This window comes from Collinsella aerofaciens, assembly GCF_015557435.1.
Lineage (GTDB): Bacteria > Actinomycetota > Coriobacteriia > Coriobacteriales > Coriobacteriaceae > Collinsella > Collinsella aerofaciens_Z.
In genome coordinates, this window is record NZ_JADNOH010000063.1 from 28,797 (window position 1) to 43,902 (window position 15,106).

General features: G+C 60.4%; 13 protein-coding genes. 10 read left to right on the forward strand and 3 right to left on the reverse strand.

What is annotated here, in order from left to right; all coding sequences use genetic code 11:
- Window positions 1-88 precede the first annotated feature (88 nt).
- Complete coding sequence (glmS, locus tag I2G43_RS05910) at window positions 89-1,936, forward strand: glutamine--fructose-6-phosphate transaminase (isomerizing) (RefSeq protein ID WP_195535453.1); 1,848 nt, start codon at window positions 89-91, stop codon at window positions 1,934-1,936.
- Between the two features lie 112 nt (window positions 1,937-2,048).
- On the opposite strand, the gene I2G43_RS05915 is transcribed toward glmS, so the two are convergent.
- Complete coding sequence (locus I2G43_RS05915; RefSeq protein ID WP_050766156.1) at window positions 2,049-2,750, reverse strand: GntR family transcriptional regulator; 702 nt, start codon at window positions 2,748-2,750, stop codon at window positions 2,049-2,051.
- A gap of 193 nt (window positions 2,751-2,943) precedes the next feature.
- Between I2G43_RS05915 and I2G43_RS05920 the strand changes: the two genes are divergently transcribed.
- From I2G43_RS05920 to I2G43_RS05930, 3 genes are all read left to right on the forward strand, one after another.
- The gene (locus I2G43_RS05920; protein WP_161145214.1) at window positions 2,944-3,978 is read left to right on the forward strand and encodes a YeiH family protein; all 1,035 of its coding nucleotides are present in this window, start codon (window positions 2,944-2,946) and stop codon (window positions 3,976-3,978) included.
- Between the two features lie 266 nt (window positions 3,979-4,244).
- The gene (locus tag I2G43_RS05925; protein ID WP_161145213.1) at window positions 4,245-5,462 is read left to right on the forward strand and encodes a helix-turn-helix domain-containing protein; all 1,218 of its coding nucleotides are present in this window, start codon (window positions 4,245-4,247) and stop codon (window positions 5,460-5,462) included.
- 84 nt (window positions 5,463-5,546) lie between these two features.
- Window positions 5,547-6,122 carry a hypothetical protein gene (locus I2G43_RS05930; RefSeq protein ID WP_195535454.1) on the forward strand — a complete coding sequence of 192 codons (576 nt, stop codon included), beginning with the start codon at window positions 5,547-5,549 and terminating at the stop codon, window positions 6,120-6,122.
- 228 nt (window positions 6,123-6,350) lie between these two features.
- Here the strand turns inward: I2G43_RS05930 and I2G43_RS05935 are convergent, their stop codons facing one another.
- Entirely contained in the window at window positions 6,351-6,872 is a 522-nt protein-coding gene (locus I2G43_RS05935) for a nitroreductase family protein (RefSeq protein ID WP_138375058.1), read from the reverse strand.
- Between the two features lie 294 nt (window positions 6,873-7,166).
- Here I2G43_RS05935 and I2G43_RS05940 point away from each other — a divergent pair, with 294 nt between their 5' ends.
- The 4 genes from I2G43_RS05940 to I2G43_RS05955 all read left to right on the forward strand — a co-directional run bounded on the left by I2G43_RS05940 (window position 7,167) and on the right by I2G43_RS05955 (window position 11,865).
- Window positions 7,167-7,457, forward strand: coding sequence for a CDP-alcohol phosphatidyltransferase (locus I2G43_RS05940; RefSeq protein WP_195535455.1), 291 nt, complete (start codon window positions 7,167-7,169; stop codon window positions 7,455-7,457).
- Between the two features lie 181 nt (window positions 7,458-7,638).
- Complete coding sequence (locus I2G43_RS05945) at window positions 7,639-8,139, forward strand: MarR family winged helix-turn-helix transcriptional regulator (protein WP_022094370.1); 501 nt, start codon at window positions 7,639-7,641, stop codon at window positions 8,137-8,139.
- The gene (locus tag I2G43_RS05950) at window positions 8,139-9,863 is read left to right on the forward strand and encodes an ABC transporter ATP-binding protein (RefSeq protein WP_229071630.1); all 1,725 of its coding nucleotides are present in this window, start codon (window positions 8,139-8,141) and stop codon (window positions 9,861-9,863) included. The genes I2G43_RS05945 and I2G43_RS05950 overlap by 1 nt, the downstream gene beginning before the upstream one ends.
- 1 nt (window position 9,864) lies before the next feature.
- On the forward strand, window positions 9,865-11,865 hold the full coding sequence (locus I2G43_RS05955; RefSeq protein ID WP_204986360.1) for an ABC transporter ATP-binding protein: 2,001 nt from the start codon (window positions 9,865-9,867) through the stop codon (window positions 11,863-11,865).
- A gap of 110 nt (window positions 11,866-11,975) precedes the next feature.
- On the opposite strand, the gene cysE is transcribed toward I2G43_RS05955, so the two are convergent.
- Window positions 11,976-12,680 (reverse strand): serine O-acetyltransferase, encoded by a 705-nt coding sequence (cysE, locus tag I2G43_RS05960; RefSeq protein ID WP_195535457.1) that lies wholly within the window; start codon window positions 12,678-12,680, stop codon window positions 11,976-11,978.
- Between the two features lie 224 nt (window positions 12,681-12,904).
- Between cysE and I2G43_RS05965 the strand changes: the two genes are divergently transcribed.
- Together I2G43_RS05965 and I2G43_RS05970 are read left to right on the forward strand one after the other, a co-directional pair.
- Window positions 12,905-13,552, forward strand: coding sequence for a VTT domain-containing protein (locus I2G43_RS05965; protein WP_117800261.1), 648 nt, complete (start codon window positions 12,905-12,907; stop codon window positions 13,550-13,552).
- Window positions 13,553-13,840: 288 nt separating this feature from the next.
- Window positions 13,841-14,893 (forward strand): branched-chain amino acid aminotransferase, encoded by a 1,053-nt coding sequence (locus tag I2G43_RS05970; protein WP_195535458.1) that lies wholly within the window; start codon window positions 13,841-13,843, stop codon window positions 14,891-14,893.
- Window positions 14,894-15,106: the final 213 nt, after the last annotated feature.

Below are 15,106 nucleotides of genomic sequence, written 5' to 3' on the forward strand. Positions count from 1 at the left end.
TGCGTGAGTACAATACTCGAACGTTGTACGTCTCAGCGCCCCTTGTGCGTGGACGTCTTGCAGTCACGCGGACGAAGGGATTTATCCTATGTGCGGAATTGTCGGCTACACCGGCTCTGATATTGCAAAGAACATCCTGGTCACGGGTCTTAAGCGTATGGAGTATCGCGGCTATGACTCCTCGGGTGTCGCGCTCGAGGTGGGCGAGGGCGCCGCGGCGCACCTCGACGTCATTCGCCGCGTGGGCAAAGTTGCGGGCCTGGAGAGTGAGCTTTCCAACATCGACAGCGACGCTGCCTGCGGCATCGGCCACACCCGCTGGGCCACTCATGGCAAGCCTTCGGTCGTTAACGCCCATCCCCACACCAGCTGCGACGGTCGTATCGCCATCGTTCACAACGGCATCATCGAGAACTTCGCCGAGCTGCGCGAAGAGCTGGAGGGCCGCGGCCACCACTTTAAGAGCGAGACCGATACCGAGGTCTTCGCGCATCTGATCGAAGAGGCTTATGCCGAGACGCACGACCTGATGGCCTCCGTGCGCGAGGCCTGCACCCACGTGGTCGGTGCCTATGGTCTGGCCGCCGTGTGCGCTGACGAGCCCGGCGTGATCGCCGTGGCCCGCAAGGATTCCCCGATCGTAGTCGGCGTGGGCGAAACCGGCTCCTATGTTGCTTCCGATGTCATCGCGCTCATCGACGCCACCCGCGATGTCGTGGTGCTCGAGGACGGTCAGTTTGCTAAGCTCACGCCCGCAGGCGTCGAGTACACCGACGAGGCCGGCAACGTTATCGAGCCCAAGGTCACCCACATCGACTGGGACCTGGACATGGCAGAAAAGGGCGGTTATCCCGACTTTATGCTCAAGGAGATTCACGAGCAGCCGCGCGTCGTGCGCGACACGCTGGTTGGTCGCATGACGCCGGCCGGCGAGCTCGATATCGACGAGCTGGGCCTTTCGCTCGAGGAACTCAACGACATCGACCGCGTCTACGTGATCGCTTGCGGCACCAGCTATCACGCTGGCCTCATTGCCAAGAATCTCATTGAGGGCTGGGCTCGCATCCCCACCGAGGTGGAGGCGGCCAGCGAGTTCCGCTATCGCAACCCCATCATCACGCCGACGACGCTCGTCGTGGCCGTGTCCCAGTCGGGCGAGACGGCCGACACTCTCGCCGCTATCCGCGACGCGCGCATCAAGGGCGCCAAGGTCTTCGGCATCACCAACGTGGTGGGCAGCCCCGTGGCGCGTGAGAGCGACGGCGTCATCTACACCAAGGCCAACAAGGAGATCGCGGTCGCCTCGACCAAGAGCTTCATCGGCCAGGTTGTGAGCCTGACGCTGCTGGCCCTGCTGCTGGCGCAGGTCAAGTACCGCCTGACCACCAAACAGGCACGCATGCTGTTCCGCGAGCTTTCCGATACTGCCGAGCAGATCCAGTGGATTTTGGACACGCAGACCGATGCCGTGCATGAGGCTGCCCTGCTGTGCAAGGATGCGCAGTCGGCGCTGTTCGTGGGCCGCGGCATGGGTGCCGCTATTTCCTACGAGGGTGCGCTCAAGCTCAAGGAGGTCAGCTACCTGCACGCCGAGGCCTACGCCGCCGGCGAGATGAAGCACGGCCCCATTGCCCTGATCGACCCGGGCTTCCCTGTCATCGCTGTGGCCACCAAGAGTGCCACCTACGACAAGACCGTGTCGAACCTTATGGAGTGCAAGGCGCGCGGTGCCAAGGTCATCGTCGTTGCCACCGAGGGCGACGAGGAGATCAACAAGATTGCCGACTGCATCATCCGCGTGCCGGCAGTCCGCGACGTGTTCAGCCCCATCACGGCGAGTGTCCCGCTGCAGCTGCTCGCCCGCGAGGTCGCCATCCTGCGCGGCTGCGACGTCGACCAGCCCCGCAACCTGGCGAAAAGCGTTACTGTCGAGTAATCGAGTTCCGTCATCCTAACAACTAAGGCCCGGCTCCGTTGCAGCGGAGCCGGGCCTTGTTGCATTTGCCCAGATAAAATCTGCCAAAATGAACCTGTCCCTTTTTGGCAGGTTAGCGGAGCTTGCTGGTCTCGAAGTACTCGGGGAACTGGTCCAGAACCTCGGTTTGGTTGCGGAACATCATGTGCAGGTGCTTGCTGACCAAAAAGCTCGCTTCGATGGGGTCGCGACCGGCGATGGCGCGGCGAATCTGCTTGTGCTCGTTCACGATGTCCTGATTGTCGAGAACCTGCGTGGCGGCGCGCAGCCAGCGGAAGCGCTCCAGGTCGGCATTGGTCTCTTCGAGCCACGACCACACGGTGCTGCGACATGCGATGCTAAAAATCATGTGATGCATGAGGTTGTCGCTCAAAAAGAAGCCGATGCGATCCTCTTCGGCCATGGCTTTTTCCTGCAGCACGATGGCGCGGTCGAGCTGCTCGATGCCGGCCGACGTGGCTCGCGCACAGCACTCCACGATCACCTGCTTTTCCAGATGCTCGCGGATGTAACAGGCACTCTCGGCAAGGGTGAGGTTGATGGGCGAGACATAGGTGCCGCTCTGGGGCACGGTGCGCACCAGACCTTCCTGCGCCAAACGAACCAAAGCCTCGCGCACAGGGGTGCGCCCCATATCTAGGTCGTCGCAAAGTTGCTTGACGCCCAGCTTTTCGCCCGGCTTGTAGTCCAGGTAGACGATTTTGCGTCGAATGGTGTGGTAGGACTGGTCCTGTAGGCTCGTTTCCTGCTCGCCGACGTGCATCGATTCTTCCATAGCGCCTCGCAACTGTTCTATCAAACTCATATGTCAGTTGTTAATTATGCCGCGAATCAGCTCTCCGCGGTGGGCAATTCGGCTGTTGCCTGAGAACTATTGCGGCATCTTAGTCTGTGTTTGCGCAAGGCTGTGCTCAATGTTGCCGTATCATAAGCCGTCGCAAACGTGAAATAGAAAGAAGGAATCCCATATGCAACTGGCAAATATCGTTCGCGAGCGCTGGAAAGGCGTCTTGTTCTGCCTGATCATTGCCATTCCCGCGACGTTGCTCGGCAAACAAATTGAGGTGGTCGGCGGTCCGGTATTTGCCATCCTCTTTGGCATGGTCCTGGCGCTCGTCTTTCCCAGGAAGCGTCGCGAACAGCTCGCCGCCGGCGTCACCTATACGTCCAAAAAAGTCTTGCAGTACGCGGTTATCCTGCTTGGCTTTGGCATGAACCTCTCCCAGATTCTGTCCAAGGGCGCCCAGTCGCTGCCGATTATCGTGGCGACGATCTCGACCTCGCTTGTCATCGCCTTTGTGCTCTGCCGCGTCATGAACGTACCGGGTAAGATCGCGACGCTTGTGGGTGTGGGTTCGTCGATTTGCGGCGGTTCGGCCATCGCTGCGACCGCGCCCGTCATCGATGCCGACGATCGCGAGATTGCCCAGGCCATTTCGGTCATCTTCCTGTTTAACGTTATCGCGGCGCTCGTGTTTCCGACGCTCGGCGGCATGCTCGGGCTGACCAACGAGGGCTTTGGCCTGTTTGCCGGCACCGCCATCAACGACACCTCGTCGGTAACGGCTGCGGCGAGCGCCTGGGACAGCATGCATCCCGGCGCCAATGTGCTCGAGAGCGCCACAGTGGTCAAGCTCACCAGGACGCTGGCCATTATTCCCATCACGCTGGTCCTCGCATGCTGGCAGATGCATCTGGCACGCAAGGCCGGCGGTGACGCCAAAAGCACGTTCTCGCTTAAACGTGCGTTTCCCATGTTTGTGCTGTTCTTTGTGCTGGCGAGCGTGATCACCACGGTGCTTCAGCTTCCCGCGTCCATCACGGCGCCCATCAAGGAGCTGTCGAAGTTCTTTATTGTGATGGCCATGGCGGCTATTGGTTTTAATACCGATATCGTCGAGCTGGTCAAAAAGGGCGGCAAGCCCATCGCGTTGGGCTTTTGCTGCTGGATTGGCATTGCGTGCATGAGTTTGGGAATGCAGCACGTGCTGGGAATCTGGTAGAGAAGTAGCTTATTCGCGTGCTGGCTGCCGGTGAGCGCAAGCCTTCGGTGGAGCGATAGGAGCTCTTGCGGGTATGGCTTGTCCGCAGGTTTATAAGTCCCGAAGAGCTCTTATCGCCCCGCCAGGATGGCGATGCGGGGCAACACCTATACTCGCAGGACGGCGCTTTCTGCCCTATAGTGTTTGGTGAGCAATATCGTTCAATTTTGAAACACTCGGTCGTGCGACCGTCGGCGGTTGCACGTCGCCGCGGACAGGGGCAAATCATGGATAGCAATGCTAAGCTGAACATCTTGACCGATGCCCTAGCTGCTGCCGGGGCCTCGGCATTGGCAATCGATGCGCGTGGGGACGTCGCGATCTCGACCATGAATGACGCGGCGCTTGAGCGGGATGTGGCGGCTTTTGTCGCTGAGCGTCTCGACCGTATAGGAGACGGCGCGCGTCTGGTTATGGGGCGTGAGGGTACGCGCCTGAGCCTGACCGTTCGCCCCACCGACAAAGAGGGCGGGAGGCTTTGGGTCGTTGTGGTCCGCGAGGTGCGCGGTGCCGCGGCGCATGCGGGCATCGAGTGGCTCAACGCCGACGAAGTTGAGGTCCGCTATGAATCGAGCGCGTACGGCATCGTTGAGGGGGCGGCCTCGGTGGCTGTACCGGTTACCGAGAGCTATGCGCGCGGCGTGCCCCTTATGCTCGAGGGCGAGCTGGGAGCGGGTCAGGTCGAGATTGCCAAGCGCCTCTATCTGGATGGCCCTTTTGTCGATCAGCCCTTTGTTTCCGTCGCGCTCGATGAACTCACCGATCGCGGTTGGCGCCATGTGCTCAAAAGCTCCGAATCGCCGCTGTTCCAAACGGGGCTGACCCTTTGCATTGAGGGCTGGAATGCGGTTGGCCCCCAGCGCCTCCGCGAGCTGGTCTCCACGATGACCGACACCGCGTTGGCGACGCGCTGCCATGTGGTGCTGACGGCGAATGACATGCCGGGCGGCGGCGAAAGTGATCAAGCCGCCTTTGTGACCGAGCGCTTCGCCTGTGCGGTGAGCGTCGCGCCGGCAATCGCCGAGCAGGGAGCCGCGTCGACGAAGGTCGCGCGCTATTTGGAATATCTCGCTGATGCATTTGGGACGGCAGCGCCCACGCTGTCTGCCGCGGCGACGAAGACGCTCGATGCTTACCGCTGGCCGCGCAACTATCTGCAGCTCCGCGAGGTCTCGGAACGACTGTATATATTGGTGGGGACGGGCACGGTGGACCGCGCTGTGGCGGAGGAAGTGTTCGCCCAAGAGGACGTGATTAAGACCGCAACCTTTGGCGCCCCGACGCTTGAAAGTGACCTGTATATCCTGCGACCGCTGGCCGATACCGAGCGAGATATCGCGCATCTGGTTGTAGACCATCTCCACGGCAACCGAACCCGTGCGGCGGAGGTGCTGGGCATAAGCCGTACAACGCTGTGGCGCTTGCTGAAGGACGATGACCGTTGAGCGAGGCGCCCGTGACCGCACGCGACGCGTGTGCTACAGTCCAAAGCGTTATTGTTTCGATTTGGTTACGGCGTGCGAGGGCATATGGCTGAGACTTCAAAACCGAGCCGCAGAAGGCGGAGTGCCGCGCCGGTCAACCGACGCACAACATCGGTGACGTGGGGCAAACACGCCTCGGGGTTTGATAGCTCGTTCAAGCGCACTAAATACGGCTATCCTTCGGCAAGCGCCCGCTTGGCAATGCAGGCAGAGTCCTCGCTGTGGGGCCGCAAACGCGTGGTGGGCTCAAAGCTCAAGCACGACGGAACGCTCGGCTACATCAGCCGCGGGGCGGCTCGCCGCAGCGGGCTCAATCCCGCCGGCTGGCATCGCTACGTGCCGATCGTGGCCGCCGTTGCAGTGATCGTCATCGCGCTCGCTGCGCTCGGATATGCCGGCGGTGGCGCCAACTTGGACGCAATGTTTAAATCGCCCGAGCTCGCGCATGTAGGTACAGAAGTTGTCGAGGGCGCTCAGGCCCAGACGAGCGTCGCGCCCCAGCGCGGTATCGTTGCGGCGGCCTCCACCATCGCCGATGTGCAAAAGGACGAAGACAAGCAAGGCGACGACGTCGATGCGAATCAGACGAGCGAAACGGCAATAACTCCATCGGCGGGATAAGTTGCGAGTGGGGCAGCTAATTTGGGACGGGGCTTTTTTAGCTGCCCAAGACAGTGGCTCATTCGATGTCAGTCGCCAAAAGCGAGCGAGCCGCATTTGCGCCAAGGTGACGTGAAATGAGAGGGCGCTGACCTTCTGGTCGCGCCCTCGAAATTGAACGTCAGATTGGCGTGAATGCGGCCCGCGCAGCGTCAACGAGCCCGCCGTTCGGTAGAATGGCGGAACTAATTACCTTACGTAGACCACGTTGTCGCGGCGGGGTTTGGGCTCGGGCAGCGTGTCCTCGGCATAGCCCAGAATGCAGTGACCGACACCGCGCAGGCTGCCGTCGGCGGGTAGACCCCAACTGGCCAGTAGCTCCAGGCCCTCGGGCGAATCGAAAACCTCGTGGGCGCGATGAATCCAGCACGAATCAACGCCCAGCGCATAGGCAGCGTTGAGCAGGTTGCCCATGGCGAGCGAGCCGTCTTCCAGATGTGTGGGCACGCTGCGGTCAACCAGCACCACCACAACGGTCTTGGCGCCATAGAAGGGGTCGCTGTTGCTGCCCATGACTTGCGCGTTGAGCTGCGAGAGACGCTCGACGGTCGCGGGGTCGGTGACGGCGACAAACGTCACCGGCTGGCGGCCCATGCCGCTCGGTGCATATTGGCCGGCTTCGATAATACGTGCAAGTTTTTCGGCCTCGACGGGACGATCGCTGTAGTTGCGGCAGCTGCGGCGGTGAATGAGTGCTTCGATAGTCTCCATGGTGTCTCCTTGCGGTGGCGTTGCAGATGCCCCGTTCATACCCGTCGGGCTCAAACGATAGACGGTCAATTGCCCGGCCAAAAGGATAGATTCCAATTGGGAAAGTAGGTTTGCATAAAAGTACCTTCAGAATGTGACAAACAAATGGGATGGTTAAACGTTTTATCCCGTCTACCCTGCGGTTTTTTACCACTTGCCTAAATGACGAACGCATAACCTCTGATAAGGGTTTTACTAAAGGAGTACCAACGTTTATCAATGCGCCGTGGTGGCGCCGGGCCAGGAGGTAACATCATGTTCCAGGCTGGAGATGTCGTCGAGACCGATTTCGTAGGATTTCTGAAGCTGCTGCGTTCCAAGACGCGCGCTTTCGTGTCGATCAACGATCACGAGTACTACATCACGCACACCGATGGCTATTGGCGTGTTCAGGATTGCGAGGCCCTCAACGACAAGGGCCACTTTACTGACTGTTCTGAGTTGGTCAACACGGTCTGCGAGGTCGTCGAGCTGCCGTGGATTGCCGGCAAGAGCCTGCATGACAGCTTCTCGGGCGCTACGGTCTATGAGGCCGTCGCCGCTTAACAGGCAATAAAACCCGATTTTCACGTGACCGCTGGCGCCGCCCCCGCGCCGGCGGTCTTTTTCTGCCGATAGGCCATAAAAATGCACGCATTTGCGGAGAGCCTGTTGACGATAGTCAAAACTCGGACTAATCTAGAGACACATAATTGGTCAAAAATCGGACAATTGAATGGTGGGATAGATGAATAGTGCGGTTACGCTGGTCGACTTCGATCGGTTGCTCAATGGACTCGACCATATCTATTCGGAGTTCTCGCGCGCCTGCGGCCTTTCGGACTGCGCCTACTGGATGCTCGTCGACACGAGTGCAGCGGGCGGAAGCGTTGCCGTGAGTCGGCTGACGAGTGAATGGTTCTACAGCAAACAGACCATCAATTCGGCGATTAAAACGCTTAGGGCGCGAGGGCTTGCGACGTTGGAGTTTGCCGAGGGCAGTCGTAAAAACAAGGTTGTACGACTGACCGAAGAAGGCGTGCGGTTTGCCAAGCGCTACGCGTTGCCGGCGCAAAAAGCCGAGCAACAGGCATTCGAGGCGCTCGAGCCGTGGGAACAGTGCGAGATCATGCGCTTGGTCGGTAAGTTCTCCCATGTTCTTAACGAAGAGTGCGAGGCATTTAAACGGCAAGTGGCCGCCGAGAACGAGACTGACGATAAGGGCGAGGGGGACGCATGCGACTCTTAATGAGGTTTATGAGGCCGTACCGCGGTCTGATTGCGGTGACGCTGTTTGCGGTGCTGATAGATAACGTCGGTACGCTGTTGGTTCCCACGATGCTGGCGAACATGGTCAACACCGGTATTACCACGGGTGATGTCGACTATATATTACGCAACGGCCTGTACATGCTTATCGCGACCGGCATGGCCAGCGGCGGCACGGTGCTGGGCTGCTATCTTTCGGCGCGCCTGGCCGCCAACGTGGCCTGCGATATCCGCAATGCCGTGTACGACAAGTCGCTCGAGCTGTCCGCCAGCGACTTTGAGCGCTTTGGCACGGGTTCGATGATCACGCGCTCGCTCAACGACATCAACGTGATTCAGCAAGCTGTCCTTCAGACGATTCAGCTGGTGCTGCCGGTGCCGTTCTTGGCCGTGGCAGGCATCATTTTTGCTTGGTTCATCGATCCCGCCATGGGTACGCTGCTGGGCGTGATGGTTGCGATCGTGCTGGTGGCGGCGGTCTTTACCGTTGCCAACGCCGCGCCGATCTTTATGCGCCTGCAGAGCTTTATCGACCGCATGAACGTGGTGCTGCGCGAGAACATCGTGGGCGTGCGCGTCATCCGCGCATTTAACAAGGAGCGCCACGAGGAGCAGCGCCTGGACGAGGTGTTTAGCGATTACGCGGCCAATGCCATCAAGGTCAACCACCTGTTTGTGGGTCTCGACAGCTCCAGCTTCTTTTTGATGAATATCGCCGAGGTGGCGGTGCTGTGGGTGGGCGGCGACCGCGTGGGCGTCCACGCCATGCAAATCGGTAGCATCTCGGCCGTGCTGGAGTACGCGATCCTGATCCTGTTCTTTGTGATGACGGCGCAGATGGTGATTCTGACGCTCCCACGCGCCGCCGCATGCCTGAACCGTGCGCAGCAGGTGTTGGAGATTGAGCCGAGCATCGTGGACGGCAAGCGCACGCTGGACACGTGCGCGGCGGAGTCTGTTGACGGTGCCGACGCGGTGGCCGTGTTCGACCACATGTCGTTCCGTTTTGACGATGCCGACGAGGATACCCTGTGCGACCTGAGCTTTGCCTGTCGCCGTAGCCAGACCACGGCGATTGTAGGCTCGACGGGTTCGGGCAAGTCGACGGTGGCCAAGCTCTTGCTTCGCTTCCACGATGCCACGAAGGGCGCCATTCGCCTGAATGGCATCGATCTGCGCGACCTTTCGCAAGACGACATCCGCGGGCGTATCGCCTATGTGCCGCAGAAGGCATGGCTGTTCTCGGGTACGGTGGCGAGCAACCTGCGCTTTGGCAACGAAGACGCGACTGAGGCTGACATGCTCCATGCGCTGGAGGTTGCCCAGAGCACCTTTGTGCTCGACCAGCCCCAGGGGCTCGATACGCCGGTGGCCCAGGGCGGCACGAACTTCTCGGGTGGTCAGCGCCAGCGCCTGGCGATTGCCCGCGCACTCATGAAGCATGCCGATCTATATATCTTCGACGACAGTTTTTCGGCCCTGGACTTTAAGACCGATGCGGCACTGCGCCATGCGCTGCAGGACGAGACGTGCGATGCCGCGGTGCTCATCATCGCCCAGCGCATCTCGACTATTTTGCATGCCGATCAGATCGTGGTGCTCAAAGACGGCGAGATCGTGGGCCTAGGCACGCACGACGAGCTCATGGAAACCTGCGAGGTGTACCGCGCAATCGCGGAATCGCAGATGAAGGGAGGTGAGTAGCATGACCGAGGAGCTCAAGAAGCAGGGCATCGTCGATGGCGCTGCGGTTGTAGAGACAGTCGAGGAGACGGGCGTCGCGCCCGACCTGGACGAAGCCGCCAAGGCGGCGGAGCGCGAGGCTCGCCGCCAAGCGCTCTACGAGGAAAACGAACGTGCCGAGGACGAGCGCGCCCGCGCCGAGGCAGAGCGTATGCGCGACGTGGACGACGAAGACGAGGACGAGACGCCTCGGGATACCTGGGCGACGGTGCGCCGCCTGTGGAGTGAGGCTGCCGGCGACCATTGGCGCTTCTATATCGTGTTCGCGAGCATTGTGTTCTATGTCATCTTTAACACCGCCGCGCCGGCATATAGCGCCCGCGTGATCGATGAGCTGTGGGGCCACATTCAGGTGGCGTTTGCCAACGACACCACTTTCAGCATCACCTGGGAGAACTGCGGCAAGACCATTTTCGTCTACTTTATGATCTGGACTGCCGCTGCCTCGTTCTATGCGCTCCAGAGCTTTTTGATGTCGAGCGTCGCTGAGCGTCTCAATCTGCGCCTGCGCAACCGCATCGCGCAAAAGCTCAACCGTCTGCCGCTCGCCTATTTTGACGCGCATCGTCCCGGCGAGGTCGTCAGCCGCGCGACCAACGACCTGGACAAGATGTCCGAGAGCATGCAGCGCGGATTGCTGCAGCTGCTCGTGTCGATCGGCACGGTTGTTGGTGCTGTGAGCGTGATGTTCGTGTTCAGCGTGCAGCTTACGCTCGTCTTTCTGTTCTTTACGGCACTGTCGCTGCTGGTGACGAAGGTCGTCTCGCGCCGCACACACGATGTGACGGGCGAGCGCCAGGAGTGGGTGTCCAAGATTACGAGTGCGGTCGAGGAAGGCTATTCGGGCCGTCTGGTGATCCGCGCGTTTAACCGCGAACGCCAAAGTTCTGCCGAGGTGCACCAGGCCTCGGGCGAGCTGGCACGCGTGAGTGCCAAGGCCGACTTTATGATCAATGCCGTCGGCCCTGCGGTGCGCTTTATCGGCCGTTTGGCGCAGATCGTGATCGCGCTGGTGGGCTGCAGCATGCTGGTTGCCGGTCACATGACCGTCGGCGTGTTCCAGGCGTTCTTCCAGTTTATCTACGAGGCGTCCGAACCCATGACGCAGCTGTCGTTTACCTTCAACTCGCTGCAGAGCGCGTTGGCGAGTGCGGAGCGCGTGTTCGACCTGCTCGATGAGCCCGAGATGGAGGCCGATCCGCTGCCGGACGAGGCCGCCAAGCTGCCGGGTCGCGTTGAGGGTCGCGTCTCCTTTGAGCACGTGCGCTTTGGTTATTCGCCCGACAAGCCGCTTATGCACGACGTGTCGTTTACCGCCGAGCCGGGCCAGAAGATTGCCGTGGTGGGAACCACGGGCGCGGGCAAGACGACGCTCATCAACCTGCTCATGCGCTTCTACGAGATTGACGGCGGGCGTATTACGCTCGACGGCGTGGATACGAGCCGCATGGACCGCGGCGAGCTACGGCAGCAGTTTGGCATGGTGCTGCAGGACGCCTGGCTGTTCGATGGCACGATTGCCGAAAACATCGCCTACGGCTGTCCCGAGGCGACGCGTGAGGAGATCGTGGCGGCTGCGCGCGCCGCGCAGGTCGACTTCTTTGTGCGCACCATGCCGCAGGGCTATGACACGCGCGTGGCCAACGATGCCGAAAGCATCAGCCAGGGCCAGCGTCAGCTGCTGACCATCGCACGCGTGCTGCTCAATAACCCGGCGATTCTCATCCTGGACGAGGCGACCTCAAGCGTGGATACGCGTACCGAGCTTGCCATCGGTCGTGCCATGGACGCGCTCATGCGCGGGCGCACGAGCTTTGTGATCGCGCACCGCCTGTCGACGATCGTGGACGCCGACCTGATCTTGGTCATGGATCACGGCAACATTATCGAGCAGGGCACGCATAAGGAGCTGCTGGCTGCCGAGGGTGCCTACGCCGACCTCTATCTGAGCCAGTTCGCATAATGTGACAAAGGGACAGTCTCTTTGCCACATCACAAATAAGGCGCGCCGGGGATGAATTCCCTGGCGCGCCTTTGCGTTGATGCCGATGTCGTTTTGTGCCGCTTGCGTTCCTAGCGTTCGTCCACGAGCTTGGCGACGAGGGCCTTGAGCTCGGCCACCTCTCGCTCGAGTTCCTTGACGCGGCGGGCATTCTCGGTGATGCCCTGGCGGTTGAGGGCGGACTGCTCGGCGGCGTCATCGGGCATGTACTCGCGATGCTGCTTGGCGTCGAAACTCTCCTCGAACACACGGCAGCCGTTGCGCTTGATGATGCGTCCCGGCACGCCCACGACGGTGCAGTTGTCGGGGACGTCCTTAACGACGACCGAGTTGCCGCCGATCTTGACGTTGTTGCCGATGCAGATGTTGCCGAGCACCTTGGCGCCCGTGCCCACGGTGACGTTATCGCCGAGCGTTGGGTGGCGTTTGCCGGTCTCGTTGCCGGTACCGCCGAGCGTGACGCCCTGGTAGAGCACGCAGTTGTCGCCCACGATGGTGGTCTCGCCGATGACGACGCCCATGGCATGGTCGATAAAGAAGTGCTTGCCGATCTGTGCGGCGGGATGAATCTCGACGCCGGTGATGTGGCGGGTGATTTGCGAGAGCACGCGGGCGAGCGAGCGATGACCGTGCTCCCAGAGCCAGTGCTCGGGTACGTGGTTCCACTTGGCGTGAAGACCGGGGTACGAAAGGAAAATGACCAGGCCGTTTTGCGCGGCGGGGTCCTGCGCCTGGACGGTCTTGATGTCCTCGCGAATGGTATTGATAAAGCTCACCGGCCGCCCTCCCTTAGCGCCATGGCAATGCGATTCAATAAAGTATAGCGATTCGCTAGGGATTAGGAAGAGCAATCTTTCACGGCTTTGCGTGACAGGTGTCAGTTATGCAAACTTGCTGGTAATGGAGTCATGCTTTTGTGCGGTCGTGTGCATGGTCGCGCCACAACCGTATACTGGTCAACTTGGACGTGTCCGCGCCCACAACTGAGAGGTTTTACTTCATGGGTTTCATCAATTTTATCGCCGAGCTGCTCAAAGACCCGCGCACCGCGATTGCTAGCTGGATTGCCGCCGGCCCGCTTATGGCCTACGGCTGCGTGTTCCTGATTATCTTTATCGAGACGGGCGTGGTGTTCTTCCCGTTCCTTCCCGGCGATTCGCTGCTGTTCGCCTCGGGCTTTTTTGCCCACAACGGCGGCTTTAACATCGTGGCTTTGCTGGCCGTTGCATGGGCCGCTGCCATCTTGGGCGATCAGTGCAACTTTATGATCGGCCATTTCTTTGGCAAAAAGATTATCGCTTCGGGCAAGGTCAAGGCCATGACGCCCGAGCGCATCAAAAAGTCCGAGGACTTCTTGGATAAGTGGGGCCACCTGGCCATCTTCCTGGGCCGCTTCTTTCCGTTTATCCGCACCTTTGTGCCCTTTATCGCCGGCATGGGCGGCATGCACTGGCGCAACTTTGTCATTTTTAACGTGCTGGGCGGCATTACCTGGTCGACGCTCTTTACGCTGCTGGGCTACTTCTTTGGCGGCATTCCCTTTGTGCAGGAGCACTTTGAGCTGCTAATCGTTGGCATCGTTGCCGTGTCGATCATCCCGACCGTGGTCGGTTTGGTTAAGGCTAAGCTGGGCAAAAAGAACGCGTAGATCGAGCCGGCGCGTAAGCCGTGCAGTTGAGGCCCGTCACCGCTTACGGTGGCGGGCCTTTTTGCTTCGGTCAAATGAAAATACTTTAGTTAGTTAAAGAAAAGCGTTTTATCCGACGCGCGTGCGGAGTACAATCTCGTGCATGCGAATCGACGTGCCATTGGCTTTGATGTCGCCCGCGTGTCCCGTCCGGCTCTACGCTCCGGGCGTGCGACGTTGCGACGCGGTCGGCCTCGGTCCTTGCGTGCGGGTTCGCGAGTATGCAACTGTGTATGTAAGGAGCGACATATGACTGTCGAGAAGAAGGATATCGATTGGGGTAGCCTCGGCTTTGGCTACATGAAGACCGATTACAGCTACGAGGCCCATTGGAAGGATGGCGAGTGGGACGAGGGCGGCCTGACCACCGACCACACCCTGCATGTCTCCGAGTGCGGTGGCATCTTCCATTACTGCCAGGAGGTCTTTGAGGGCCTGAAGGCCTACACCGCCGAGGATGGCAGCATCGTCTGCTTCCGTCCCGACATGAACGCCGAGCGTATGTACAACTCTGCGCAGCGCCTCGAGATGCCCCCGTTCCCCAAGGACAAGTTCGTTGAGGCCGTCAAGCAGGTCGTTTCTGCCAACGCCGCCTGGGTTCCGCCCTTCGGTTCCGGCGCAACCCTGTACGTGCGTCCGTTTATGATCGGCTCCGGTGACGTGATCGGCGTGGCTCCCGCTCCTGAGTACACGTTCCGTATTCTCGTGACCCCGGTCGGTCCGTACTTTAAGGGTGGTCTCAAGCCCGTCAAGCTGCGCGTTTCCGAGTACGACCGCGCCGCACCGCACGGCACCGGCAACATCAAGGCCGGCCTGAACTACGCCATGTCCCTCAAGCCCACGATGGAGGCCCATCGCGAGGGCTATGCCGAGAACCTGTATCTCGACTCCGAGTCCCGCACCTATGTCGAGGAGACCGGTGGCGCTAACGTCCTGTTCGTGAAGGAGGATGGCACCCTCGTCGTTCCGCAGTCGCACACCGACTCCATCCTGCCCTCCATCACCCGTCGCTCGCTCGTTCAGGTTGCTCAGGACCTGGGCATAACCGTCGACCAGCGCCCCGTCGAGTGGGCCGAGGTCAAGGCCGGCACCTTTGTGGAGTGCGGCCTGTGCGGCACCGCCGCCGTCATCTCCCCGGTGGGCGAGATCGACAATAAGGTTTATGGTGCCGATGAGATCGTGACCTTCCCGGCTGGCTACACCGAGATCGGCCCTGTGATGAAGAAGCTCCGCGAGACCCTGACTGGTATCCAGTCTGGTGCTGTCGAGGATAAGCACAACTGGGTTTACACCGTGGCGTAAGCTGCCATAGCTGTTCGGCCCGAGGGCAACCTTCCTTTCCGGCGCGTCCTCGGGCCTGTGTCACCCTGGCGCTGCCGTACGGGCAATGATTAATCTGAACAAAGATGGTGCGCGGCCTTTTAGGCTGCGCATTTGTTTCAAGACTTTAGTCTGCTGGCCGCGCAGCGGCCAGCTTTAAACCACCCGCTACGCGGGTGGAGACAAACGGCTTTA

Coding starts and splice junctions, on each gene's coding strand:
- I2G43_RS05915 (WP_050766156.1), bottom strand. CDS start 2,750: ATGGAAGAATCGATGCACGTCGGCGAGCAGGAAACGAGCCTACAGGAC.
- glmS (WP_195535453.1), top strand. CDS start 89: ATGTGCGGAATTGTCGGCTACACCGGCTCTGATATTGCAAAGAACATC.
- I2G43_RS05955 (WP_204986360.1), top strand. CDS start 9,865: ATGACCGAGGAGCTCAAGAAGCAGGGCATCGTCGATGGCGCTGCGGTT.
- I2G43_RS05920 (WP_161145214.1), top strand. CDS start 2,944: ATGCAACTGGCAAATATCGTTCGCGAGCGCTGGAAAGGCGTCTTGTTC.
- I2G43_RS05935 (WP_138375058.1), bottom strand. CDS start 6,872: ATGGAGACTATCGAAGCACTCATTCACCGCCGCAGCTGCCGCAACTAC.
- I2G43_RS05930 (WP_195535454.1), top strand. CDS start 5,547: ATGGCTGAGACTTCAAAACCGAGCCGCAGAAGGCGGAGTGCCGCGCCG.
- I2G43_RS05945 (WP_022094370.1), top strand. CDS start 7,639: ATGAATAGTGCGGTTACGCTGGTCGACTTCGATCGGTTGCTCAATGGA.
- I2G43_RS05970 (WP_195535458.1), top strand. CDS start 13,841: ATGACTGTCGAGAAGAAGGATATCGATTGGGGTAGCCTCGGCTTTGGC.
- I2G43_RS05940 (WP_195535455.1), top strand. CDS start 7,167: ATGTTCCAGGCTGGAGATGTCGTCGAGACCGATTTCGTAGGATTTCTG.
- I2G43_RS05950 (WP_229071630.1), top strand. CDS start 8,139: ATGAGGTTTATGAGGCCGTACCGCGGTCTGATTGCGGTGACGCTGTTT.
- I2G43_RS05925 (WP_161145213.1), top strand. CDS start 4,245: ATGGATAGCAATGCTAAGCTGAACATCTTGACCGATGCCCTAGCTGCT.
- I2G43_RS05965 (WP_117800261.1), top strand. CDS start 12,905: ATGGGTTTCATCAATTTTATCGCCGAGCTGCTCAAAGACCCGCGCACC.